We start from the raw sequence: 23,471 nt of genomic DNA, 5'->3' as shown, positions 1-23,471 counted from the left end.
TGCGAGGAGCCCCCAATCTCTTGAGCCTTTAGCTCAGCTTACGCGATGTGCAGCGACTGGAAGTCGTTGGTGATCTGCAGCTGGGCATACTGGCCAACCACGCCGAGGCCGTGGCTGTATTCCTGAAGCATCGGGAACTCGCCGTTGCTTTCCGGACCAGTGACCAGGTGCGGGTTCTGCACGTCGGTCGCGGTCAGGGTGCCAACCTTGTTGGTGAACAGGATCTGCAGGTCGTTACCGTCCAGCTGACCGTTGTTGTCGACGTCGACGAACAGGATCGACTTGCCACCGAGGTCGCGAACGAACGCCACATCGAGGAAGCCGTCGCCCGAGGTCGAACCGACCGCGGCCTGCGCTTCGGCGTAGGTCTGGAACTCACCGTTGAAGCGGATCGTCTGACCAACCGCGGCAGTGATCTGCGTGAGATCAATGACGTCCTGACCAGCGACGAAGCCGTCGATGGTGTCGCGCTGATCGTCGGCAACGCCCGAGGTCTGGATGAAGCGGCTGTCTTCGGTCGAGTAGTAGACGAACCGATCCGCACCGTCGCCGCCCGACAGAAGGTCACCCTTCAGGCCGCCGATGATGGTGTCGTTGCCAGCGCCACCGTTGATGGTGTCGTTGCCGCCAACCGAAGCATTGTAAGCCTGCAGCTGGGTCTGGAGACCGACCGGGATCGCGTCGAAGTAGGCAATGTCACCGAACAGGGTGTCATTGTTATCTTCGCCGTTGATCGTGTCGTTGCCAACCTGGCCCTTGACGAAGTCGTCACCAGCACCGCCGTTGACGGTGTCGTTGCCCGAACCCGACAGGACGCTGTCGTTGCCACCGCCGGAGCTGACGAGGTCAGCGCCCGAACCGGTGTTGATGGTGTCGTTGCCGAGACCACCGGTGACGTACAGCTTGGCCGCTGCGCCCGCGCCGTTGAGGGTGAGGGTATCGGCCGAGGTCGAACCATTCACCACCACGTTGACGATGCCGCCGTCAGCTTCCGCCACCGTGGTGTCGAGGAAGACCGTGGTCGCCTCCGCACCGACTGCGACGTTGTTGACGCTGACGTTTTCCACCTTCGAAACGTTGGTGAGGTCGGCAGCGCCGCCCGCAACGATGTCGAGCCGGTCGTTGGCGGTGGTGCCACCGACCAGGAAGTCGGCCGAGGTGTAGTCGCCAGCGGTCGGAGCCGAGAAGGTCAGCACCGCACCCGAGTTCAGCGCGTTGATGTTGTCGTTACCAGCACCAAGCTGAACAGCCAGGTTGTTGGTGAAGCCAGCGCCAACGGTCAGGAAGTCATTGGCGTTCGTGCCGACGACCGTGTTGATGCCAGCGCGATTGGCCTGCGACCCGAGGACCGCGTTGATGTTGCCATCCGCACCCAGCACTTCGACCGAGGTCAGGCCGACGAAGCCGTCATCGGTGAGCTGCGCACCCGTGATCTGGATGATCCGGTCGTTGCCCGCACCACCGTTGAACGTCACCGTGGAGCCCGCATCGAACCCAGCGATACGCAGCGTGTCGACGCCCGTGCCACCGATGAAGTTGATGTTGCTGTTCACGAAGAAGTTCTGCTTCTCGACGATAGTTGCCGTCGACGAGCCGATGATGGTGAACGAGTAGTCGCTGTCCTGAACGTTCGGCCCGATGATGACCGAGAGCGAGTCAGCGGTATCCGTCAGCGCCGAACCGTCGATGGTGATCGGGGTAACGCTGGTCACCGGGTCAAACGTCGACTGGGTGAAGGTCAGGATGTTGTTGTTGGTGTCCGTACCCGGGCCGGTGTCGCCATTGGCGAGCACGCGGTAGAGTTCGACACCGCTGACGCGAGCCAGATCGACCGTACCGATCACCGTGTTGGTGGAGTTGTCGAGCTCGATGACATCGTTGCCGAGACCACCGTTGATCGAGTCCGAAGCGTCAAGCGACGTCGTACCCGAGAAGCGGATGCTGTCGTCACCGCTGCCGGTGTTGACGTTGACCGAACCAGTGCCACCGAGGTTGAGGATGTCGTTACCCGAACCCGTGGTGATGCTGTCGTTGCCGCCAGCCGAGTTGACCGTCAGGCCAACCGTGTAGGCCGAAGCGACGAGCGTGTCGGCACCGGTGTTGTTGAGGTTCACCGTGGTGATGCCGAGGCCACCATCCTGCGCTTCCGCGCCGAGGGTGATGTTGGCGACACCGCCGTCTGCACGGCTGGTGAGGGTCTCCACGCCGGTCACGTTGGTGAACTGCGCGTCGGTGTAGGTCGCACCGTAGACTTCGATCGTGTCGCTGCCGGTGCCGCCGCTGATGGTGTCAGCGGAGGTGAGCAGGGCACTGGAAGCGATACGGAAGGTGTCGCTGCCTTCATCACCCGACAGGTTGTCGTTGCCGGTGCCAGCCAGGTTGGCCGGAGCTTCGACGTCGGTCGAGCCGAGGATGATGAGGTCGTTGTCGAGACCGCCGCTGACGACGTTGTCGCCATTGCCGACCGTGATGGTGTCCGCACCCGCACCAGCGATGGCGCGGTCGCCACCGGCGACGACGAGCGTGTCGTTGCCACCACCCGAAGTAACCGTGTCGGCCACACCGTTGTTGGTGAACACGGTGTCGTTGCCTTCACCCGAGGTCACGTTGACCGAGTAAGCGGTCACCGCGGTCGAGCTGAAGTTCAGCGTCTCGGTGGTGACGAAGCTGCCGGCGTTGACCGTCAGAACGTTGCCGGTGCTCGGCGCATTGCCGTCGCCGACGCTGAGGACCTGATCTTCGCCGTCAGCGTCGCTGACGTAGTTGATCACTTCGATGCCCGAGAAGGCAGCGCCACCAACGTTGGTCGCGCCATCGGTCACGTTCAGCGTGTCGACGCCCAGGTTGCCCTGGAGGAGGTCAGCGCTGTCGAACGACGAGGTGTTGATCGTGTCGTTGCCCGAACCGAGCTGCACGGTGTCGGTGCCAAGGGCGCCGCCGAGGTTGACCGTCAGGCCGCCGGTGTAGTCGGTCGCGACCAGCAGGTCGTTTCCACCGAACACGCCATCGACGTTGAGGTTGACCGTGCGGATGCCAGCGGCCTCCGCGAGGCTGCCGCCACCGTTGTTGCCAAGGTTGGTGCCGCCGCCGACGTTCGAACCGATCGTCAGGACCTCGACGCTGCTGAGCTTGGTGTAGTCACCTTCGCTCGAGCTCTGGTTCAGGACCAGGGTGTCGGTGCCGTCGCCGAAGGTGATCTTGTCGTTGCCGTTGAAGCCACCAGCAGCGAAGGCGATCACGTCGTCGCCGATACCGGCGTCGACCGAAACGTCACCAGCACCGTTGAGGTTGATGGTGTCGTTGCCCGAACCGGCATTGATGGTGTCGTTGCCGCCCTCGTCGTTGATGAGGTCGTTGCCGCCGCCAAGGGTGACATTGTCGGCAGCCGCGCCCGAACGGACAACGTCGTTGCCGCCCGAACCGGTGAAGGTCACGCCTTCGCCAGCACCGTCATTGTTGCTGAAGTCGATCGTGACGCGGCCAGCAGTGGCCGCATTGACCGTGCGGACAGTGTTGGACAGCGGGTCGTTGATCGTGATGTCGCCACCCGAGATGTTCAGGGTGGTGAGCAGCGTGTCGAGGCCGTTGATGGTCGACGGAACGCTGTTCGTGACCGACAGGTTGACGGTCTCGATGCCGGTGATGCCCGCACCGACGGTGCCGAGGATGATCCGGTTGGCGTTGGTGTTGTTGACCGACACGTCGACGGTGGTGTTCGCACCAGCGGTCACCGGCGCCTGGTAGAAGGCGATGACGTTGGCGGTCGTGCCCGTGACGTTGTCAAGGATGACCTTCGAGTTCGAGGTCAGCTGGTCGAAGAAGACGGTCGACGAGCTGTTGATCGACGACACGGTCTTGAGACCGGTGGCACCCGACAGGTCGAGCGTCACCACACCGTTGGAGTCATTGGTGACTTCCAGGTTTTCGATGTTGGTGAGCGTGAAGCCGCCGAAGTTGCGCGGGCCGACATTGCGGTCGACCGAGAGCGACAGCGTGTCGTTGTCGGTGGTGCTGGTGTCGACGAGCTTGTCGCCGGCGCCCAGGTTGTTGTTGGCGGCGTAGAAGCCGTCGTTGCCGGCCGAACCCTGAAGGTTGTCGGCATTGGCGGTGAGCGCCACTGCAACGTCGTCGTTCTGGATCGTGCCGACCAGCGTTTCCGCACCGTTACGCAGCTTGGCGCCGGAGAGGACGAGGTTCACGGTCTCGTTGAGTTCCGGCAGCGTGTCGCCGTTGACGATCACGGTGACGGTGGCGACCTGCTGGCCGACCGCGAAGGTGACGGTGCCCGCACCAGCGACATAGTCGGTCGCCGAGTCAGCCGGGTTGGTCGTCCCGTTCTGGGTCTGGTAGTTCAGCGTCAGCGGACCGTCAGCGGCAGTAACCGGACGATCGAGCTTGATGGTGAACACCAGCTGGCGGGTGCCGCTGTCGCCCTCGGCGACGGCCGCGGTAATCGTGTTGTCGACGTCGTAGCCGACGATGACCGGACCGGCCGGGGTCAGCGCCGTTTGCGCGCCCGAGCTGGTGCTGATGGTCTGGCCGCCGATGGTGGCTGCAGTGCCGTTAAACAGCAGGGTGCGCGAGTCACCGCCATTGAACTGGATCTCGGTGCCGTTTCCGCCAACCGGGATGCGCAGCGTGGTGGTGCCGTCGAGACGGGTGAAGATCACTTCACCGCCCGAGCGGTAGGCGGTGTAGTTCGACGCGTCGCCCGGAAGGATGATCGTGTCGCCGCCCTGGTTGAACGACGGGTCAAGGCGGATGTTTCCGCTGACCACCGTGATGACCTCGCCCCCGGCGGAGGTACCAATAACCTGAACGTCAGCGCCGCCGACGATTACGTCTTCGCCCGCCTGACTGAGTGTGACCCGTGCCATTAAAAACTCCTGCCCCTGGATTTGAACACTGAAATCCGCACGCCCTTAAAAACGGCGATCAGATTGTTACGTAGCGAAATTTAAATTTCACGCAAACTGGAAATAATCGAACCCGCCAAGAGCGGCTTCCGCCTGTGCTTCGGTGAACACAACCGCGTTTGGATCAATGACATTCTTGATGACAATGTCGCTGACAACGCCGCCCTTGTTGATGGTAATGTTGAGGTCGTTCGCGAACCCGTCGTTGTCGAAATCGATGTTCGCGTAGGACACGTTGTTGGCGGTGATGTTCGAGAAGGTGATGCGGTCGTTGGTGCCGAAGTTCAGGATCTGAACCGTGTTGGCGACGTCCGCATTGTCCGTGAACCCGAAGCCCGCCGTCCCCGCATCGAAGCTCGCGCGGGTGTTGAGGTTGCCGTCGTTATCGACATCGAGGTTCGATGCCGTGGTGCCCGGCGTCGGCGGCGGCGGCGGGGTGATGACGGTGCCGCCGAACACGAAGTTCGCGAAACCGGCACCGATCGCCGCGTCGGCCTGGGCCGCGTTCGACACGAACGTGCCGTCCGCAACCGCGTTGGTCAGGACGATGTCGCTGACCACGCCGCCATTGTTGGTGGTGATGCGGATGTCGTCCGCGGCACCGTCGGCATCGTAGTCGCCGCTGGCGAAGCTGACGTTCGCCGCCGCCGTGTTGAACGTGATGGTATCGTCACCACCGAAGTTCTGCACCAGCACCGTGTTCGCGAAGTTGCCGTCGTCGGTGTAGGCGAAGGTGCCCGTGTTGGCCGACACCGGCAGCGTGTAGCGGCTGGTGAGGTTGGCGTCGTTGTCGACGTCGAGCGACACGCCGGTCGGCGTCGCGCTCTGCGTGGTGGTGCGGAAGTTGTCGAACCCAGCACCGATCGCCGCATCGGCAGCCGCTTCGGTCGAGATGACCAGCTGCGCCTGCGCGTCGGTCAGCACGTTGCGCAGGATGATGTCGCTGACGACACCACCGTTGTTGGTGCTGATCCGCAGATCGTTGGCGATCCCGTCATTGTCATAGTCGATGTTGGCGAACGACGCCTGGCCCGCGCCGCTGAACGGCGCGTTCAAGGTCAGATAGTCGTCGGCGCCGAAGTTGTTGACGACCACGGTGTTCGCAACATTGCTGTCGTCGACCAGCGCATAGTCGGTGTTCAGCAGGTCGAACACGCGAGCCGTGTTGAGGTTGGCGTCGTTGTCAATGTCGATGTTGAGCGTCTCGACCACACCGGTGACGTTGATCGTCAGCGTCGAGGTCGCCGTGCCGCCCTTCCCATCCGATACCTGGTAGTTCACCACGACCGGAAGCACCTGACCCTGCGTGAGGGTTTGATAGGCCGCGTTGGTCGGATCGAAGGTGTACGCACCGTTGGCGTTCAGCGTGAAGCCGGCCGGCGGCGTGCCGACCACGGTGTAGGTCAGCGTATCACCGGTATCCGGATCGGTCGCCTGCAGGGTCCCGGTCAGCGGAGGCGTGGCGTCTTCCGTCACGGCAGCCGTAGCGGCCACTGCAACCGGCGCATCGTTGGTGCCGGTGACATTGAAGGTCACGGTGCCCGTTCCGGACGCTCCCTGCGCATCCGTCGCGCGGACGTTGACCACGACCGGGAGGACCTGGCCAGCCGCAAGCGAATTATAGGCGGCGTTGGCCGGATCCAGTGTCACCACACCGGTGTTTGCGTTGATCGTCACACCGGCGACGGGGTTGACCAACGAATAGGTCAGCACTGCATTCTGGTCTGGGTCGGTCGCGGCCACCGTGGCACTGACCGCAGCGCCGCCTTCGGTGGCTGCCGGGCCCGCCACGGCCGTCACCACCGGCGCGTCATTGGTGCCGGTCACGGTGATGGTCAGCGTCGAGGTAGCGGTGCCGCCCTTGCCGTCGGCCGCGGTGTAGTTGGCGGTGACGGTTTGGACCTGGCCTGCTGCAAGCGAGTTGTAGGCAGCGTTGTTGGCGTCGAAGGTATAGGCACCGTTCGCGCTGAGGGTCAGGCCCGCAACGGGAGCGTTCAGCGTGTAGGTCAGCGTATCACCGGTGTCGGGATCGCTGTCGTTGCTGGCGACCGTTCCGCTTGCCGTCGAGCCTTCGTTTACCGCAGCCACGTCGGCGACCGCAATCGGCGCGTCGTTGGTTCCGGTGATCGTGATCGCGAGCGTCTGATTGACCGTGCCGCCCTTGCCGTCACTGACCGCGATGGTGGCGGTGACAGTCTGGGTCTGCCCGGCGGCCAGCGCCTGATAGGCCGGCTGCGCGGCGTTGAAGGTGTAGGTGCCGTTCGAATTGACGGTCAGACCGGCCGGCGGGGTGCCGACGACGGTGTAGGTCAGCGTGTCGTTGGTGTCCGGATCGCTGTCGTTGGTGCGCAGGTTGCCGGTGATCGAGGCATCCTCGTTCACCGCCGCAGTGTCGTTCGCCACGACCGGCGCGTCGTTGGTGCCAGTCACGACGATGCTCAGCGTCGAGGTCGCGGTGCCGCCCTTGCCGTCCGACGCCGTGTAGTTGGCGACGACCGTCTGGGTCTGCCCAGCCGCAAGCGCGTTGTACGCCGCATTGTTGGCGTCGAAGCTGTAGGTGCCGTTGGCATTGAGCGTCAGGCCCGCAACCGGAGCGTTCAGCGTGTAGGTCAGCGTGTCGCCGGTGTCGGGATCGCTGTCGTTGGTGGCGACCGAACCGGTCACCGTCGCGCCTTCGTTCACCGCATTGGTGTCGGCCACGACCACCGGAGCATCGTTGGTGCCGGTGACGACGAAGGTCACGGTGCCCGTGCCGGCGCCGCCCTGGGCGTCGGTCGCGCGGACGTTGACCACGACCTGCTGGGTCTGGCCCGCGGCCAGCGCATTATAGGCCGGGTCGGACGGGTTGAGCGTCACCACGCCGGTGGTCGCGTTGATGGTCACGCCGGCAACCGGGTTGACCAGCGAATAGGTCAGCACCGCACCCTGGTCGGGATCGGCCGCATTCACGGTCGCGGTGACCGAAGCGCCGCCTTCCGTGGCCGCCGGGCCGTTGACCGCGGTCACCACCGGAAGGTCGTTGGTGCCGGTGACGGTGATGGTGAGGGTCGACGAAGCGGTTCCGCCCTTGCCGTCCGACACGCTGTACGGAACGGTCAGGGTCTGGACCTGGCCCTGAGCCAGGCTGTTGTAGGCGGCGTTGGCCGGGTCGAACGTGTAGGTGCCGTTGCTGTTGAAGGTCAGGCCGGCCGGCGCAGTGCCGGTCAGCGTGAAGGTCAGCGGGTCGCCGTTGGGATCGCTGTCGTTGGTCGCGACCGAGCCGCTGGCGCTCGCGGCGCCTTCGTTAACGGCCAGGGTGTCGGCGTTCGCAAGCGGCGACGCGTTCGGCGGGGTCTTGTCCTTGCTGCCGCCACCGGAGGCCGCGAGAACGCCGACGCCAACCGCGGCGAGAACACCGGCGCCGATCAGCAGGCCGGTGTTGCCACCGCCGCTACCGCCGCCGACTTCGGCCACCGGCGCAACCGCGCCGCCGTCCTGGGGAGCTGCAGCCTGTCCGGTCTGGGGAAGGACGCAACCGTCCGCGGGCTGGCTGAGGTTCTGGTCGGCATCACCCGGCGCCTTGGCATGATCGTCGTCATGCTTCTTGTCGCTGTCGTCGTGATGCGCCTTCTTCTTGGCGGGCTTGCAATCGGCCGCGGCAGCGGCGGGTTGCGCGAAAGACACAGCGGCCGGGACCACGGCGGCTGCCGGGGCAGCAGCGGCAGCGGCGGCGGCCGCAGCAGCCGGGGCTGCGGGAAGCGGAGCAGCAGCAGCAGGCGCCGCCGGTGTCGCAGGGGCAGCAGCCGAAGCCGCAGCAGCCGCTGTCGCCGCCGTTGCCGCCGTTGCCGCTGTCGCTACCGCGGCAGCCTCGCCCGTCGGAGCGGCCTGGTTTCCACCGGTCTGCGTTGCGCCTTCACTCATGTCTGGTCCTTCCCCTATGATGTCCACATCCCGGCTTCCCGGGCGCATGATTCACGGCAACCACATAAAGCGGTCACCTCTGTCTAGCCTCGGCTCATCTTAAATGGGCCAAACCAAAGCGCAAGGCCCCTCTACACCGCAAATCGAGGCGTTTAGCCCTGTGGCTCATGGAGTTAAGCAATGGTAAACAGATTGCTTCGCCAGCCATTTATTCCTCGCCTCTTGTAAACTCTGGTGATAGTGGCGCGGCGATAAGGTTCCATGACGGCTCGGGGGGCGCGTCGTTTTGGAAAAGGGCGGGCAGCACCGATCACATCGACAGGCTTGGGCCACCCCTTGCACCCGAGGTCGATCGATGCTGTGAGAACAGGGCTAGAGCGGGTCGTTTTCTTCTATGTCTCAGGTTCTTAGCTCACGGTTGCCTGCACCCGTCCGATGGGGTGCGCTTACCATCGTCGCCGCTGGTCTCGGCAGTTTCGCCGCCGCTACCAGCGTGTTCGGCCAGCAACAGTCCCCTCAAGAAAGCGCCACGACGGCCCAGCCGGCGCCTCCTGCGGCAACCATCGCGCCTCCCGCGGCTGCAAGCGCGCCTCAGGCCGCACCCGCTCCAGTAGCCGCGCCAAAGTATGGTCCGCCTGCACCCACCGCCGCCGCCGCGACGGTCCCGCCGGGCATCGATCCGCTCCTTGCCCGAGCCGCCGACCTCGCGATCACCCGCTATCCTTCGCTGAAGGCGGCCAATGCGCTGGTCCGCGCGACCGAGCAGGACGTGCGCGCCGCCAAGTGGCTCCGCTTTCCCAGCGCCAGCGTGTCGGCAGCGACCCGCGGCTACGAGATCGACCCCCAGCTCGAAATCTTCCAGCCGCTCTACGCCGGGGGCCGGATCGACGGCTCGATCGAGCGCGCCGAAGCGGTCAATTCGGTCAGCCGCGCCGAAGTCGGGGTGACCGCGTTCGAAATCCTCAACCGCGTCGCGCGGGCTTATTATGGCGTGGTGCGCGGGATCCGCGTCGGAGCCATATTGGACGAAAGTCTTGCCGAGCATCAGCGGCTGGTCGAATCCATGGAGCGCCGGGTCAGCCAGGAAGTGAGCCCGCGCTCCGACCTCGACCTCGCCCGCTCGCGCACCGCGCAGGTCCGCCAGGACCTGAGCGTCGTCACCGCCCAGCGCTACGCCGCCCTCCAGCAGCTGCGCGAACTGGTCGGCGATCCGACCTTCGAGGTTGATCCCCTGCCCGTCTACGACAAGGCCAGGCACCACCCGCGGACCGAGGACCTGGTCCAGGCCGCGCTGACCTGCGACCCCTCGATCCGCCGCCTCCAGGCCGAGACCGAGGTCGCCGAAGCCGACCGCAAGCTCGCCAAGGCCGGGCTGTTCCCCAAGGTCGGCGTCCAATATTCGCATGACCGCTTCCGCGGCAGCGCGGTGGGTCTCGCGGTCCAGGCCAACACCAATGGCGGCCTGTCCCCCGTGGCCGCGGCAAGCGCCGCCGCCGCACGGACCGGCGCGGCGCGCTTCCGCGTCACCGTCGCCGAGCGCGAGGCCCGCGAGGCCACCATCCTCGACATCGTCGAGAACACCGCGGCCGCGCAGCAGGTCGAAAGCAGCAGCGATGCCGCGACCTCCTCGTCCAGCGTCACCGACAGCTTCATGCGGCAATTCATCACCGGGCGCCGGACCTGGCTCGACGTGATGAACGCGGTTCGTGAATCCAACGGCGCGCGGATTGCGCTGGTCAATGCCGAAATCTCTGCAATGTCGAGCTCTGCACGATTGCTGATCCGCAGCTGTCAGTGGCAGGCCACGGAAATCAGGGCGGACTCCGCACGATGAACAGCTTCCTCGACCTCGTCGATCGCTTCGCCTCCCGCCAGTCCGCCGAACTGGCGCCCGACTGGCGCACCCGGGCCGGCGATCCCGACAGTTTCTCGCTCCACGATGCCGGCAGCCTCAAGCGGGTCGCGTCGCGGCTCGGCTGGCGCAAGCCGACCGACGTCGGCCATCGCCCGCGTGCCCACCAGTTCCCGCTCTTCATGTTCGACGAGACCGAAGGCTGGGCGATCGCCGAGCAGTTCGAGACCGTCGATGCGGTCCGCGTCGTCTCGCCGTCCTTCAACGGCCTTCGCGAGATCCAGTCGGGCACCCGCTTCTACCAGCCGCAATTGCCCCAGCTCAACGATCGCAACCAGAACGAGCGCGCGATCAACGTGTTCGGACGCTCGCTGCTGCTGCGCAAGAAGGTGCTGTTCTCCGCGGTCGTCGCGACGGTGGTGGTCAACCTCATCGCGCTGGCGACCTCGCTCTTCTCGATGCAGGTCTACGACCGCGTGATCCCGCGCAGCGGCTTTGCCACCTTGTGGGTGCTGACCGTCGGCGTGGTGATCGCCCTCACCCTCGACTTCATCCTGCGCACCACCCGCTCTCTGATGATCGAGCGCGAGGCGGCCAAGGTCGATATCGAGGTCTCCGAAGTCTTCTTCGCCCGTTCCCAGGCCGTCCGCCTTGATGCGCGGCCGCCGTCGATCGGCACCATGGCCGCGCAGATCCGCGGCTGGGAGCAGATCCGCGGCCTGCTCTCCTCGGCCTCGCTGTTCCTGCTCGCCGACCTTCCCTTCGCGATCTTCTTCATCATCGTCATCTCGTGGATCGGCGGTCCGCTGGCTTTGGTCCCGATCGTCTCCTTCCCGCTGGCGCTCATCCTGTCGTGGATCTTCGCGCGCCTGATTAAGGACGATACCGCCAAGGCACAGGCCAACGGCAACCGCAAGAACGGCCTGCTGGTCGAAGCGCTCGACGCGGCCGAGACGATCAAGGCCAATCGCGGCTCGTGGCACATGCTCGCCCGCTGGAACCAGCTGATGGAGGAAGTCCACCTCCACGAGGACGGCGTGAAGCGCTGGTCTTCGATCGCCAACTCGCTGTTCGGCGGCCTCCAGCAGCTCGCCTACGTCCTGATCATCGCCTTTGGCGCGATCCTCGTGTCCGACGGCCAGATGACGCCGGGCGCGCTCATCGCCTGCTCGATCATCGCCGGACGCGTCAACGGCCCGCTGCTCGCCCAGCTTCCCGGCCTGCTCGTCCAGTGGGGCTATGCCCGCTCGTCGCTGTCCGGCCTCGACTCGCTGATGCGGCTCCCGCTCGACACTGCGCCCGACACCGAGGCGCTGCGTCCCGCCCAGCTCGCTCCGGCGCTCCAGGTCAGCGACCTCAAGTTCGGCTACACCGCCGAGCGGCCGAGCGTCGACGTCCAGCGGCTCGAGATCCGCGCCGGCGAAAAGGTCGGGATCATCGGCGGCATCGGCTCGGGCAAGTCGACCCTGCTCCGCCTCCTTGCCGGCCTCTACGCCCCGATGGAGGGCCAGGTCCGCATCGGCGGGCTCGAAATGCGCCAGATCGCGCCCGACGTCCTGCGCCGCAACATCGGCTATCTCCCGCAGGATACCCGCCTCCTGAACGGCACCATGCGCGAGAACATCCTCATGGGTCTGAGCGACCCGGGTGACGACGCGCTGATGGGCGTGATCGATGAGATCGGCCTGGCCCAGATGGTGTCCTCGCACCCGATGGGGGTCGACCTTCCCATCGCCGAGGGCGGCCGCGGCCTGTCGGGCGGCCAGCGCACGCTGACCATCCTCACCCGCCTGCTCCTCGCCGAGCCGCAATTGTGGCTGCTCGACGAGCCCACCTCCAACCTCGACCAGGCCACCGAAGCGCGGCTGGTTCAGTCGCTGCGGCGGCGGATTTCTCCGGAAAACACGCTGATCCTCGTCACCCACCGAATGAACCTGCTCACCCTCACCAACCGCCTGATCGTGATGAACAACGGCCGGATCGTGATGGACGGGCCGACGCAGGCGGTCCTCGCCAAGCTTCGCGAAGCGCAGCAGCCCACGCAGCCGACGCCGCCGCAACCGCAGCCGTCGCCCGTGAAGCTGGCCACTGGCGCCTAAGGAACTCCGAATGAATTTCCGCCTTCGTCAGTCCACCCAGATCATCATGATGTCCGCGGTCGCCGTGGCCGCCTTCGTGATCTGGTCGCTGTGGGCCAATATCGATCAGGTTACCCGTGCCCGCGGCGAGGTCATCCCGAGCGGCCGCACCCAGGTGGTGCAGAGCGAGGACGGCGGCACCATCGCCGCCATCCTCGTCCAGGAAGGCGACCGGGTGAAGAAGGGCGACCTGCTGGTCCGCCTCGATGAAACCCGCCCGCGCGCCGCGGTGGAGGAAAGCCAGGCCCAGGTCGCGGCACTCAAGGCCCGCATGGCCCGCATCCAGGCCGAGCTCTTCAACAAGCCTCTCGTCTTTCCGGCCGAGGTCAGCACCCATCCTGAATTCGTCGCCAGCCAGCGCGAACTCTACACCCGCCGCCGCCAGGCGCTGGCCAGCCAGATCCAGAGCCTCGAGGCGATGCTCCGGCTGACCAGGCAGGAACTCGACATGAACCTGCCGCTGGTCACCAGCGGCGACGTCAGCCGTTCCGAAGTCCTGCGCATGCAGCGCGCCACCTCGGACCTGCAGGGCCAGATCACCTCCCGCCGCAGCGAGTATCTGGCCGAACTCCAGACCGAATATGCCAAGACCGAGGAAGACCTTTCCAGCGCGACCGAGCAGCTGACTCAGCGCTCGGCCATCCTGCGCGGATCCGAGCTTCGCTCGCCCGCCGACGGCATCATCGTCGCGATCAAGTACAACACCGTCGGCGGCGTGCTTCGCGCCGGCGACGAGGTGCTTCAGCTGGTTCCGACCAACGACAAGCTGGTGATCGAAGCGCGCGTGTCGCCATCCGACATCGCCTTCATCCGTCGCGGGCAGACCGCCAACGTCAAGTTCGATGCTTATGATTCGAGCATTTACGGCTCGGCCGACGGCATGGTCACGCACATCAGCGCCGACACCCTGTCCGAAGAAACCAAGGACGGCCGCCGCACCTATTACCGCGTGCTGCTGAACGCCGATCCCTCGCGCCTGCGTCCGCGCCACGAGGGCGAGAAGATCGTGCTCCAGCCCGGCATGACCTCCGTCGCGGAGATTATCACCGGCCAGACCACCGTCTTCAAATATCTGACCAAGCCGATCCTCAAGACCACCGGCGACGCGCTGGGCGAACGCTAGGCTCGCCCGTCCTCGTCATTGCGAGCGCAGCGAAGCAATCCACGGCGCCAGCCCTGGACTGCTTCGCTGGCTCGCAGTGACAAACGGCTACGGCGCCAGCTGCGCCCTACAGGACGTAGCGCACCCGCACCTGCTGCACGGTCGCCGTCGCCGGCATGGTGAAGCGGATCTCCTCCCACTTGGGCGCGCGCGGCTTCATCGCCGGATTGTTCGAAAAGCCGAAGCCCTCGCGGGGAATTCCGAACATCATGTCGAGCTTGCCGTTGCGGTTCTCGTCATGGACCACCAGCAGTGCATAGGTGCCGGCCTTGACCGCTCCGAGGTCGAGCCGTCCCGCCGACCCGGCCGGGATCGACCGCGACACGGACGACGGATCGTCCTTGCACTTCAGATAAGTCGCCGGATTGGCCGACAGGCAGAGGTAGACCGTCCCCTTGGCCGAGCGCAGCCCGCTCAGCTGGACCTGCAGGTCGGCCCCCGCTCGTGGCCCCGGCGCGCCGGCACCGATCGTCGCCACCGCGGCCAGCAGCGCTGCCGCCACCTTGATACCCATCTTGTCCATGGCCTCCCCTGCCACCCAAGCCCTTTTTGCAGGATTAACGGACCTTGGCCGGGGTCGCCAGCGCCGATCCGTGCCGCTAAGGCAACGAATGAAGATGCGAGCTCTCGACCTGGTAATCGTTGGCGGCGGGCTTGCCGGTGGTCTCAGCGCACTTGCGCTCCGCCGCCGAAGGCCGGACGTCAGGCTGCTGCTGGTCGAACCGGGAAGCAGCATCGGTGGCAACCACCTGTGGTCCTTCTTCGAAAGCGACGTCGCGCCGGGCAACCGCTGGCTGACCGATCCGCTGGTCGGCCACCGCTGGCCTGCCTACGAAGTCCTGTTTCCCGCCCACCGCCGCCATCTCGACCAGGTCTACCAGACGATTGAGAGCGAAGCGCTCGACCGGGCCGTCCGCGCGGCGCTTGCACCCGACGAGATCATGCAGGCCGAGGTGACAAGTCTTGGCCCCACCCACGTCCTCCTCGCCGATGGCCGGCGGATCGAAGCCCCCGCCGTGCTCGACGCCCGCGGCGGCAAGGCCGAGGGGCTGGAGCTTGGCTGGCAGAAGTTCGTCGGCCAGCTCCTCACCATCCCCCAGGGCCACGGCCTCGCCCACCCCATTGTGATGGACGCGACGGTCGAGCAGCATGACGGCTACCGCTTCGTCTATTGCCTGCCCTTTTCCCCGACCGAGCTGTTCGTCGAGGACACCTATTATTCCGACGGGCCCGAGATCGACCACGACCTGCTGGCGACCCGCATCGGCGATTATGCCGCTGCCCGCGGCTGGCAGGTGGCTTCCCGCTCCCGCGAGGAACAGGGCGCCCTTCCCGTCGTCACCGGCGGCGACTTCGACCGCTTGTGGCCGAAGCACGACCCCGTCGCCCGCGCCGGCGCCCGCGGCGGCTTCTTCCACCCGCTGACCAGCTATTCGCTGCCCGACGCCGTCCGCTTCGCCGTCTGGCTGGCCGATAAGGCCCCGCTCGACGGCCGGCTCGGCGCGGCCACCCGCGCCCGCGCCCGCCGCCACTGGAAGCGCGGCGCCTTCTACCGCCTGCTCACCGCCTTGCTGTTCCACGCCGCCGACCCCCATCAGCGTTACCTCGTGCTGGAGCGCTTCTACCGCCTTTCCGGCCCCTTGATCGCACGCTTCTATGCGGGGACCAGCACGGGGCTGGACAAGGCGCGCGTGCTGTCCGGCAAACCCCCCGTGCCCTTCTTCCGGGCGCTTCGCGTGTTGAAGGACAGTCTGTGACCACTTCCCCCTACAAGAGCGCGATCGTCATCGGCGCCGGTTTCGGCGGCCTCGCGCTGGCCATCCGCCTCCAGTCGGCAGGCGTCCAGACGACCATCGTCGAAGCCCGCGACCGCCCGGGTGGCCGCGCCTATGTGTGGGAAAAGGACGGCCACGTGTTCGATGCGGGGCCCACCGTCATCACCGATCCCGATTGCCTCCAGCGGCTGTGGAAGCTCAGCGGCCATGACATGGCTCAGGATGTCGAGCTCGTCCCGGTAAAGCCCTTCTATCGGCTCAGCTGGCCCGACGGGACGGTGTTCGACTACACCAACGACGACGTCGAATTGAAAGCCGCAATGGACGCGCTCAATCCCGACGACTGGGCCGGCTACCAGCGCTTCCTCGCCTACAGCGCGGGGGTCTTCAACGAAGGCTACGTCAAGCTCGGCACCAAGGCGTTCGAAAGCATCGGCGACATGCTGAAGGCCGCGCCCGCGCTGGCCAAATACCAGGCCTGGCGCTCGGTCTATTCGATCGTGTCGAGCTTCGTGCAGGACGAGCACCTGCGCCAGGCGCTCTCCTTCCACACCCTGCTGGTCGGCGGCAATCCAATGACCTGCTCGTCGATCTACGCCCTCATCCACAAGCTCGAGCGCGATGGCGGCGTATGGTTCGCCAAGGGCGGCACCAACCAGCTGATCGCCGGCATGGTCCGCCATTTCGAACGGATCGGCGGCATCATCCGCCTTGGCGACCCGGTCACTGCCATTACGGCTGAGAACGACCGCGTCACCGGCGTCCGCACCGCCTCGGGCTGGAGCGCCACCGCCGACGCGGTCGCCTCCAACGGTGACGTGGTGCACAGCTACGGCCTGATCGAGGGCTCCAGCCGCGGCCCGCAACAGGTCCGCGCCCTCAAGCGCAAGCGCTTCTCGCCCGGCCTGTTCGTGCTCCACTTCGGGCTCGAAGGCACCTCAGACATCGCCCATCACACCATCCTGTTCGGGCCGCGCTACGGCGGCCTCGTCAACGACATCTACAAGACCGGCAAGCTCGCCACCGACCCGGCGCTTTACCTCCACCATCCGACCATCACCGACCCGTCGATGGCGCCTCCCGGCTGCTCGACCTTCTATGCGCTCGCCCCCGTCCCCAACGCCGCCCGCGCCGATGTCGACTGGGCGGTCGAAGGGCCAAAATATCAGGAAGTCGTGCTCGACACGCTGGAGGAGCGCCTGATCCCCGACATCCGCTCGCGCATCCGCACCATCTTCCATTACACGCCGGCCGACTTCTCGACCGACCTCGCGGCCCATCTCGGCAGCGCGTTCAGCCTCGAACCGGTGCTGTGGCAATCGGCCTGGTTCCGCACCCACAACCGTGACGACAAGCTCCGCAACCTGTACTTCGTCGGCGCGGGCACGCATCCGGGCGCCGGCATCCCGGGCGTCGTCGGCAGCGCAGAGGCAACCGCGGGACTGATGCTGGCGTGATCACGGTCGAGGAGCGGGCAAGGCTGGTTCAGGGCGCGCTGGAGAGCATCTCCGCGGGCTCCAAGAGCTTTCGCTTCGCCAGCCAGCTGTTCGACCTTCCCACCCGCGAACGCAGCTGGCTGCTCTACAGCTGGTGCCGCGCCTGCGACGACATCACCGACGGCCAGACCCTCGGCCACGACGCCGAACGCGTCGCCGACCCCGCCGCGCGCATCGCCTTCCTCCAGGAAAAGACGGCCGCCGCCTTCGCAGGCGAGGAAACCGGCCTCCTCCCGTTCGAGGCGCTCCGCGTCGTCGCCGCCGACTGCGCCATCCCGCAGGCGATCGCCGCCGACCATCTCGCCGGGTTCGAACGCGACGCGGCGGGCTGGCGGCCGCGCATTACCGACGATCTCCTGTCCTATTGCTACCAGGTCGCGGGCGCGGTCGGGGTGATGATGGCCCACGTTATGGGGGTCGATCCAGCCGATACGGACACGCTCGACCGCGCCGCCGACCTCGGCATTGCCTTCCAGCTCGCCAACATCGCCCGCGACATCGTCGAGGATGCCCGCGTCGGCCGGGTCTATCTTCCCTCAGACTGGCTGGAGGCAGAAGGCCTCGCCGATGCCGACCTCGCCGCGCCGCAGCACCGTCCCGCCCTCGCCCGCCTCGCGCACCGCCTCGCGACCATGGCCGATGAATACCGCCGCTCGGCCCGCATCGGCGCTGCCCGCCTGCCCTTCCGCAGCCGCTGGGCGGTGCTCTCGGCTAGCGGCATCTACGGGGAAATCGCCACCCGCGCCGCCGCCCTCGGCCCCCGCGCCTGGGACCAGCGGATCAGCACGTCGAAGGCCGAAAAGGCCGCGTTGGTGATGGAAGCCTTCTGGGAGGCGCTGTGGCCGGTCAGGCCCGTTCCGAGGAGCGGGCTGTGGACCCGCCCGAATGCCGTCGCCCCGGCAAAGGCCGGGGCCTTAGTCGACTAAGGCGCTTCCACCGTCAGAGGTCCGGGCCTCCGCCGGGACGACGGACTTGGAAAGACCCTTCGCGGCCCTCACTCGCGCCGCCGCACTGCGTTTGAGCGCCTGCTTCAGCGCGTCCACCGGGGGCGCGTAAAGGAAGCCATAGCTGACCGCCCCGTCGCGGCTTTCAACCGCGTGATGCAGCTTGTGGGCCTGCACGATCCGCTTGAAATAGGTCGATCGCGGGACGATCCGGTGCGGCAGGCGGCCATGCACGATGACATCGTGGAAACCGAAATAGATCACGCCATAGAAGGCGACCCCGGCACCGGTCCACGTCGCCCAGTCGCCCCACCCGCCGTTCAATCCGCCCCAGATCAGCAGGATCGACGGCAGCGCGAACACCACGGCGTAAAGGTCGTTGCGCTCGAACCAGCCGTCGCGCTCGCGGTGATGGCTTTCGTGCCACGCCCAGCCCCACTTCGAATGCATCACGAAGCGGTGCAGGACGTACGCGAAACCCTCCATCACGAGGACGGTGGCGGCGAACAGGAAAAGGCCGGCAAGCCAGGTCATGGGCGCGATATAGGGGGCCGGCGACCGGGCGTCACCCGGACCAATCGTCCTAGCCCCGTTCGGCGATGAACCGCATCAGTTCGGCCAGCGTGCTTTCCATCTGGTCCTGCATCTGGCTGACCAGCTCGTTCTCGCGCATGCCTTCATGGTCGAGCGGCTTGGAATAGCTGTCGCTGAAGGCCTTGAGGTCGCTTTCGTCGAACACCCCGCGCGCGACCAGCTTGGCCAGGATCACCAGCAGCCCGTTGGTATTGGCGATGGTCCCGGCGACCAGCGCCTCGTCCACCATCGACAATTGGGTCCGCTCTTCGCCCTCGGTCTCTTCTGCCTCGTCAGCCATGCCCTGCTTAGAGAAAAGCTGCGCGCCCCCGTCAATCGAGAAAGGCTTTGAGCGCGCTCCAGCGCCCTGCCTTCCCGGCGAACGGCAGCGTGTAGGCAGGGCTCGACGACGGCAAGTCGATCAGTTCCAGCCCCGTTCCCTTGAGCGCCCTGCGCCCGATCTTTGCCGCCGTTGCCCCATTGAACGCCACCGCCCGAAGCTCGGGCAGCCCGGCGACGAACCCGCGCAGGTCGCGTTCCTCTACTTCGCTGATCGCCTGGTCGAGGCTCCCCTCGCGCCGCGCCGCATGGATAACGTCCCACAGCGCGATCCTGCGCGTCAGCAGCCGCTCGACCCGCTGCGCATAATCCAGCGCAGCCAAGGGTTCGCCCAGCGCCTCGCCAAGCAGCCGCCAGAACTGGTTCTGGGGGTGCGCATAATAACGCGCCGCCTTGAGGGACGCTTCGCCCGGCAGGCTGCCGAGCACCAGCAGCCGGGCATCGGCGCGCATGATCGGCGGCAACCCCAGCTTCTTCGTCATTGCAAGCGCTGCGAAGCAATCCACATCACGCGCTGGATTGCTTCGCTACGCTCGCAATGACAAGGTTGGGGAAGATGCCCCGTCCCTTCCACCTTGCCGTCCTTGGCCTGCTCGCGCTTCTGCTGACCCGCAGCAGCCGTGATTGGACGAAACCCACCACGCTTCGTTAAAGGGCCCCATGGCTCCCGAGGACCTTCGCATCGCCCTTGTCTCGGGCAATTACAATTATGTGCGGGATGGCGCGAACCAGGCGTTGAACCGGCTGGTCGGCTTCCTGCTGCGCCAGGGCTGCAAGGTCCGCATTTATTCGCCGACCGTGCCCTATCCCGCCTTTGCGCCGACCGGGGACCTCGTCTCGCTGCCCTCGATCCCCGCGCCCGGCCGGCCCGAATATCGCATCCCGCTCGGCCTCACCCGCGCGGTCCGCAAGGATTTGGAGGAGTTCGCGCCCAACATCGTCCATATCGCCAGCCCCGACATCAGTTCGCACCGGGCGGTGAGCTGGGCCCGCGCGCGCAAGATCCCGGCGGTCGCCTCGGTCCATACCCGGTTCGAAACCTATCTTGCCTATTACCACCTCGAACTGCTCGAACCGAGCGTCCGGGCGCTGCTGCGCCGGCTATACCTGCGCTGCGACGCGCTGCTGGTCCCGGCCGAATCCACCGCCGCCGTGCTCCGCGCCCAGCGGATGAACCGCAACATCGCCATCTGGTCGCGCGGCGTCGACCGCACCCAGTTCAACCCCGAACGCCGAAGCCTCGAATGGCGCCGCAGCCTTGGCATCGGCGATGACGAACTGGTGGTCGCCTTCCTCGGCCGGATCGTCATGGAAAAAGGCCTCGACGTATTCGCCGCCGTCCATGACGAACTGGTCGCCGCCAACGTGCCGCACCGCGTGCTGATCATCGGTGAAGGCCCTGCCCGCCCGTGGTTCGAAAAGGCGCTGCCCGACGGTGTCTTCGTCGGCCACCAGGAAGGTCCCGACCTCGCCCGCGCCCTCGCCAGCGCCGACATCTTCCTCAATCCCTCGATCACCGAAACCTTCGGCAACGTCACGCTCGAAGCCATGGCCTGCGCCATGCCGGTGGTGGCCGCCGCCGCGACCGGCGCGACCAATCTCGTCCGTGACGGGGAAACGGGCACCCTCGCCGAACCGGGCGATATCCCCGCCCTTGCCGCCGCCATCGCCGCCTACGGTGCGGATCCCGACCTTCGCGCCCGCCACGGCGCCGCCGGGCTCGCCTTTGCCAAGACCCAGGATTGGGACGTCATCAACGGCGCGGTACTCAAGACCTACGCCCGCGCGATCGAACGCCGCGAACGCCTCCACCGCATCAAGGGCTGAACCCTCGCCGCGCTCCCAAGGCGTAGCTTCCCGAGCTTCAACCGATCTTCAGACTTGTGGGCTAGACCCTTGTCCCTCGGTCGGGGGAGAGGGCGAAACCATGGGTAACTGGCTGCTGCTTGGCTGGATCTTCGTCGTTCCGGCGCTGCTCGCGAAATTCGTCATCGGCGCCAGCTGGGCACAGGCCGGCTGCGCCGCCGCCCTCTGGTATATCGGTCTTTTCCTGGCGCTTGGCGGACCCAGCGTCCGCGCGGCCGAGGGCTTTGGCTGGACCATGATCCTCAGCATGTTCTTCGGCTGGGCGGCCGTTCCCGCCATCGCGCTCGTCCTGCGGCTTGCGCAGCTGCCCGATCGCTGGCTCGCCTAGCGCGGGCCCAGCCTCAGCCTTCGAGCTGGCGGGTCAGCAGGCGGATCGCCGCATCGATATCGGGATCGCTGGCACGCAGCTTCTCGATCTGCTTCACGGCATGGATCACCGTCGTATGGTCGCGCCCACCGAAGCGGCGGCCGATGTCGGGCAGCGACTTTGGCGTCAGCTGCTTGGACAGGTACATCGCCACCTGCCGCGGGCGGGCGACTTCGCGCGCGCGCCGAGCCGACACCATCTCGGCCTTGCGGATGCAATAATGGTCGGCGACACGGGTCTGGATCTCGTCGATGCTGATCCGGCGCTGGTTGGCGCGCAGGACGTTCGCCAGCACTTCCTCGACGAACGCGAGGTCGATCGTGCGCCCCGTCATCAGCGCATAGGCGCCGATCCGGTTGAGCGCCCCTTCGAGCTCGCGGATCGAATTGGTCAGCCGCCGCGCCAGGAAATCGACCACATTGTCGGGCATCGAAATGCCCGGCAGCAGCGCCAGCTTGGCCAGCAGGATATTGTAGCGAAGCTCGAGGTCGGCCGCATTGATGTCGGCGACCAGCCCCCAGCTCAGGCGCGACAGGATGCGCGGGGCGATCCCGTCCAGGTCCTGCGGCGCGCGGTCCGAGGTGATCACCAGCCGCTTACCGGCATTGATGATCTCGTTCATCGTGTGGAAGAATTCTTCCTGCGTCGATTCCTTGCCCGCGATGAACTGGACGTCGTCGATCAGCAGCAGGTCGGCGCTGCGAAGCCGCTGCTTGAAGCCGATCGTGTCGTTCTCGCGGATCGCGCGGACGAACTCGACCATGAACTTCTCGGCGCTCATCATCACGACCTGCGCGCCGGGATTGAGGTCGAGGAAGCGCTGGCCCAGCGCGTGCAGCAGGTGGGTCTTGCCGCGCCCGGTGCCGCCGTGGAGGAACAGCGGATTGAAAGTGACCGTCGGCGCTTCCGCAAGCGTCCTCGCGGCGGTCGCCGCAACCTCGTTCGCCTTGCCGACGACAAAGCTCGCGAAGCTGTAGCGCGGATCGAACGCCGGCCGCGGGTGGGCGGCTTCGGCGGCCTTGCGCTCCACCGGAAGCGGCTCCTCGTCGAGGATCAGCAGCGGCGCCGGCCTCGGCCCGCCCTCGCAGGCGACAATCCGCACGTCGCGGACGATCGGCAGCGTGGTCCGCCAGGCGAGCTGCAACCGCTCGCCGAAATGCCCGCGCACCCAGTCGGCCATGAACTGGCTCGGCATGATCAGCTCGAGGCTGCCCGAATCGGGATCGAAGTCGCCCAGCTCGGCGGGCTTCAGCCAGCCGTCGAAAGTGCGCGCGCCGCAATCACGGCGAAGGCCGGTGCGAATCGCGGCCCACGCGGCAGTCAGCGGCGAGCTATCACCGGCCTCGGCCAGCTCCGCGCCACCACCCTGTCCCGTCGCCAAGTTCGTACCATCCGCCTTCACGTCGCCCCGAGCCTCCATCATGTCCGCGCCGTCAGTGATCGCGCCGCAGGCAAGGGAAAGCGACCGCGCCGACCATAGTCGACGCGCCGGTTCCTTGCCTCGCGTGGATCCCCCCAGTGGAATCACTGCCGGAGGGGTTTTTTGGAGCATCCCGAGGCCACCTGACAACTGCACTTTTTTCACAAGAGTGAAATAAATGCGCTTGACAGGCATCTGTGAGGGGAAGCGCGATTAGCGGCGGTTTTCCGCCATTTTTTTGACGTCCGTCAGCAGAGGCGTCGCGCGAATCGCAGTAACAAAACAGTTTTTCGTCCGTAACGAAAAAGGCCGCCGGATTCGCATCCGGCGGCCTTTCAGAAACTGGACACGCTGAAGTGTCTTAACCGAGCGACGAAACCCGCTTCGTCAGGCGCGAGAACTTGCGCGAAGCGGTGTTCTTGTGAAGCACGCCGCGGGCGACTCCGCGGGCCAGCTCCGGCTGGGCCTGCTTGAGGGCTTCGGACGCCGCGCCCTTGTCGCCTGCCAGCAGCGCCGATTCGACGGCCTTGATGAAGGTCCGGATACGGCTGACGCGCGCGCCGTTGATTTCGGCGCGGCGGGTGTTGCGGCGGATGCGCTTCTTGGCTTGCGGCGTGTTCGCCATGGCTGGCTCGGTTCCCTAGTGATGCTGACAAAAAGAAAAGCGGCGCGGCCACTGGCGGCACGCACCGATTGGGCGCTCCCCTAACGCAGCGGCCCTGC

16 protein-coding genes are annotated in these 23,471 nt (G+C 66.2%); 8 read left to right on the top strand and 8 right to left on the bottom strand.

What is annotated here, in order from left to right; genetic code table 11:
• Positions 1–38 precede the first annotated feature (38 nt).
• Together ABD729_RS06945 and ABD729_RS06940 are read right to left on the bottom strand one after the other, a co-directional pair.
• Complete coding sequence (locus tag ABD729_RS06945) at positions 39–4,877, bottom strand: beta strand repeat-containing protein (protein ID WP_344709427.1); 4,839 nt, start codon at positions 4,875–4,877, stop codon at positions 39–41.
• An 87-nt stretch (positions 4,878–4,964) separates the two neighbouring features.
• The gene (locus tag ABD729_RS06940) at positions 4,965–8,816 is read right to left on the bottom strand and encodes an Ig-like domain-containing protein (protein WP_344709426.1); all 3,852 of its coding nucleotides are present in this window, start codon (positions 8,814–8,816) and stop codon (positions 4,965–4,967) included.
• A 418-nt stretch (positions 8,817–9,234) separates the two neighbouring features.
• Here ABD729_RS06940 and ABD729_RS06935 point away from each other — a divergent pair, with 418 nt between their 5' ends.
• Genes ABD729_RS06935 through ABD729_RS06925 form a run of 3 tightly spaced genes read left to right on the top strand, consistent with a single transcriptional unit; the run spans position 9,235 to position 13,929 of the window.
• Positions 9,235–10,650, top strand: a complete 1,416-nt coding sequence (locus ABD729_RS06935; RefSeq protein WP_344709425.1) for a TolC family protein — start codon at positions 9,235–9,237, stop codon at positions 10,648–10,650.
• Positions 10,647–12,767, top strand: a complete 2,121-nt coding sequence (locus tag ABD729_RS06930) for an ATP-binding cassette domain-containing protein (protein WP_344709424.1) — start codon at positions 10,647–10,649, stop codon at positions 12,765–12,767. Before ABD729_RS06935 ends, ABD729_RS06930 begins: the two co-directional genes overlap by 4 nt.
• Before the next feature lie 10 nt (positions 12,768–12,777).
• Entirely contained in the window at positions 12,778–13,929 is a 1,152-nt protein-coding gene (locus ABD729_RS06925; RefSeq protein ID WP_344709423.1) for a beta-barrel domain-containing protein, read from the top strand.
• Positions 13,930–14,035: 106 nt separating this feature from the next.
• On the opposite strand, the gene ABD729_RS06920 is transcribed toward ABD729_RS06925, so the two are convergent.
• Positions 14,036–14,491: a DUF2141 domain-containing protein gene (locus ABD729_RS06920; RefSeq protein WP_344709422.1), complete on the bottom strand. Its 456-nt coding sequence runs from the start codon at positions 14,489–14,491 to the stop codon at positions 14,036–14,038.
• Positions 14,492–14,585: 94 nt separating this feature from the next.
• Here ABD729_RS06920 and crtY point away from each other — a divergent pair, with 94 nt between their 5' ends.
• Genes crtY through ABD729_RS06905 form a run of 3 tightly spaced genes read left to right on the top strand, consistent with a single transcriptional unit; the run spans position 14,586 to position 18,165 of the window.
• A complete protein-coding gene (gene crtY, locus ABD729_RS06915; RefSeq protein ID WP_344709649.1) occupies positions 14,586–15,725 on the top strand; it encodes a lycopene beta-cyclase CrtY in 1,140 nt (379 codons plus the stop codon).
• The gene (locus tag ABD729_RS06910; RefSeq protein WP_344709421.1) at positions 15,722–17,200 is read left to right on the top strand and encodes a phytoene desaturase; all 1,479 of its coding nucleotides are present in this window, start codon (positions 15,722–15,724) and stop codon (positions 17,198–17,200) included. The genes crtY and ABD729_RS06910 overlap by 4 nt, the downstream gene beginning before the upstream one ends.
• Complete coding sequence (locus ABD729_RS06905; RefSeq protein WP_344709420.1) at positions 17,197–18,165, top strand: phytoene/squalene synthase family protein; 969 nt, start codon at positions 17,197–17,199, stop codon at positions 18,163–18,165. The genes ABD729_RS06910 and ABD729_RS06905 overlap by 4 nt, the downstream gene beginning before the upstream one ends.
• On the opposite strand, the gene ABD729_RS06900 is transcribed toward ABD729_RS06905, so the two are convergent.
• Genes ABD729_RS06900 through ABD729_RS06890 form a run of 3 tightly spaced genes read right to left on the bottom strand, consistent with a single transcriptional unit; the run spans position 18,154 to position 19,577 of the window.
• On the bottom strand, positions 18,154–18,717 hold the full coding sequence (locus ABD729_RS06900; RefSeq protein ID WP_344709419.1) for a sterol desaturase family protein: 564 nt from the start codon (positions 18,715–18,717) through the stop codon (positions 18,154–18,156). The genes ABD729_RS06905 and ABD729_RS06900 overlap by 12 nt on opposite strands.
• A 49-nt stretch (positions 18,718–18,766) precedes the next feature.
• On the bottom strand, positions 18,767–19,057 hold the full coding sequence (locus ABD729_RS06895; RefSeq protein WP_344709418.1) for a hypothetical protein: 291 nt from the start codon (positions 19,055–19,057) through the stop codon (positions 18,767–18,769).
• A 31-nt stretch (positions 19,058–19,088) separates the two neighbouring features.
• A complete protein-coding gene (locus tag ABD729_RS06890) occupies positions 19,089–19,577 on the bottom strand; it encodes a DNA-deoxyinosine glycosylase (protein WP_344709417.1) in 489 nt (162 codons plus the stop codon).
• Between the two features lie 178 nt (positions 19,578–19,755).
• Here ABD729_RS06890 and ABD729_RS06885 point away from each other — a divergent pair, with 178 nt between their 5' ends.
• On the top strand, positions 19,756–20,922 hold the full coding sequence (locus tag ABD729_RS06885) for a glycosyltransferase family 4 protein (RefSeq protein WP_344709416.1): 1,167 nt from the start codon (positions 19,756–19,758) through the stop codon (positions 20,920–20,922).
• Positions 20,923–21,022: 100 nt separating this feature from the next.
• Entirely contained in the window at positions 21,023–21,289 is a 267-nt protein-coding gene (locus tag ABD729_RS06880; RefSeq protein ID WP_344709414.1) for a hypothetical protein, read from the top strand.
• A 13-nt stretch (positions 21,290–21,302) separates the two neighbouring features.
• On the opposite strand, the gene dnaA is transcribed toward ABD729_RS06880, so the two are convergent.
• Both dnaA and rpsT read right to left on the bottom strand, forming a co-directional pair.
• Positions 21,303–22,751, bottom strand: coding sequence for a chromosomal replication initiator protein DnaA (dnaA, locus tag ABD729_RS06875; protein WP_344709413.1), 1,449 nt, complete (start codon positions 22,749–22,751; stop codon positions 21,303–21,305).
• Positions 22,752–23,109: 358 nt separating this feature from the next.
• Positions 23,110–23,373: a 30S ribosomal protein S20 gene (gene rpsT, locus ABD729_RS06870; RefSeq protein WP_168068419.1), complete on the bottom strand. Its 264-nt coding sequence runs from the start codon at positions 23,371–23,373 to the stop codon at positions 23,110–23,112.
• Positions 23,374–23,471 lie beyond the last annotated feature (98 nt).

Source organism: Sphingomonas humi (genome assembly GCF_039536725.1).
Lineage (GTDB): Bacteria > Pseudomonadota > Alphaproteobacteria > Sphingomonadales > Sphingomonadaceae > Sphingomicrobium > Sphingomicrobium humi.
Note: the sequence above shows the minus strand (reverse complement) of the source record. Positions and strands in the feature narration are given on the sequence as shown.

Bases quoted from the DNA above. Each gene is read 5' to 3' on its own strand.
- dnaA (WP_344709413.1), bottom strand. From the start codon at position 22,751: ATGATGGAGGCTCGGGGCGACGTGAAGGCGGATGGTACGAACTTGGCG.
- ABD729_RS06890 (WP_344709417.1), bottom strand. From the start codon at position 19,577: ATGACGAAGAAGCTGGGGTTGCCGCCGATCATGCGCGCCGATGCCCGG.
- ABD729_RS06945 (WP_344709427.1), bottom strand. From the start codon at position 4,877: ATGGCACGGGTCACACTCAGTCAGGCGGGCGAAGACGTAATCGTCGGC.
- rpsT (WP_168068419.1), bottom strand. From the start codon at position 23,373: ATGGCGAACACGCCGCAAGCCAAGAAGCGCATCCGCCGCAACACCCGC.
- ABD729_RS06925 (WP_344709423.1), top strand. From the start codon at position 12,778: ATGAATTTCCGCCTTCGTCAGTCCACCCAGATCATCATGATGTCCGCG.
- ABD729_RS06900 (WP_344709419.1), bottom strand. From the start codon at position 18,717: ATGACCTGGCTTGCCGGCCTTTTCCTGTTCGCCGCCACCGTCCTCGTG.
- ABD729_RS06940 (WP_344709426.1), bottom strand. From the start codon at position 8,816: ATGAGTGAAGGCGCAACGCAGACCGGTGGAAACCAGGCCGCTCCGACG.
- ABD729_RS06885 (WP_344709416.1), top strand. From the start codon at position 19,756: ATGGCTCCCGAGGACCTTCGCATCGCCCTTGTCTCGGGCAATTACAAT.
- ABD729_RS06880 (WP_344709414.1), top strand. From the start codon at position 21,023: ATGGGTAACTGGCTGCTGCTTGGCTGGATCTTCGTCGTTCCGGCGCTG.
- ABD729_RS06930 (WP_344709424.1), top strand. From the start codon at position 10,647: ATGAACAGCTTCCTCGACCTCGTCGATCGCTTCGCCTCCCGCCAGTCC.
- crtY (WP_344709649.1), top strand. From the start codon at position 14,586: ATGCGAGCTCTCGACCTGGTAATCGTTGGCGGCGGGCTTGCCGGTGGT.
- ABD729_RS06920 (WP_344709422.1), bottom strand. From the start codon at position 14,491: ATGGACAAGATGGGTATCAAGGTGGCGGCAGCGCTGCTGGCCGCGGTG.
- ABD729_RS06895 (WP_344709418.1), bottom strand. From the start codon at position 19,057: ATGGCTGACGAGGCAGAAGAGACCGAGGGCGAAGAGCGGACCCAATTG.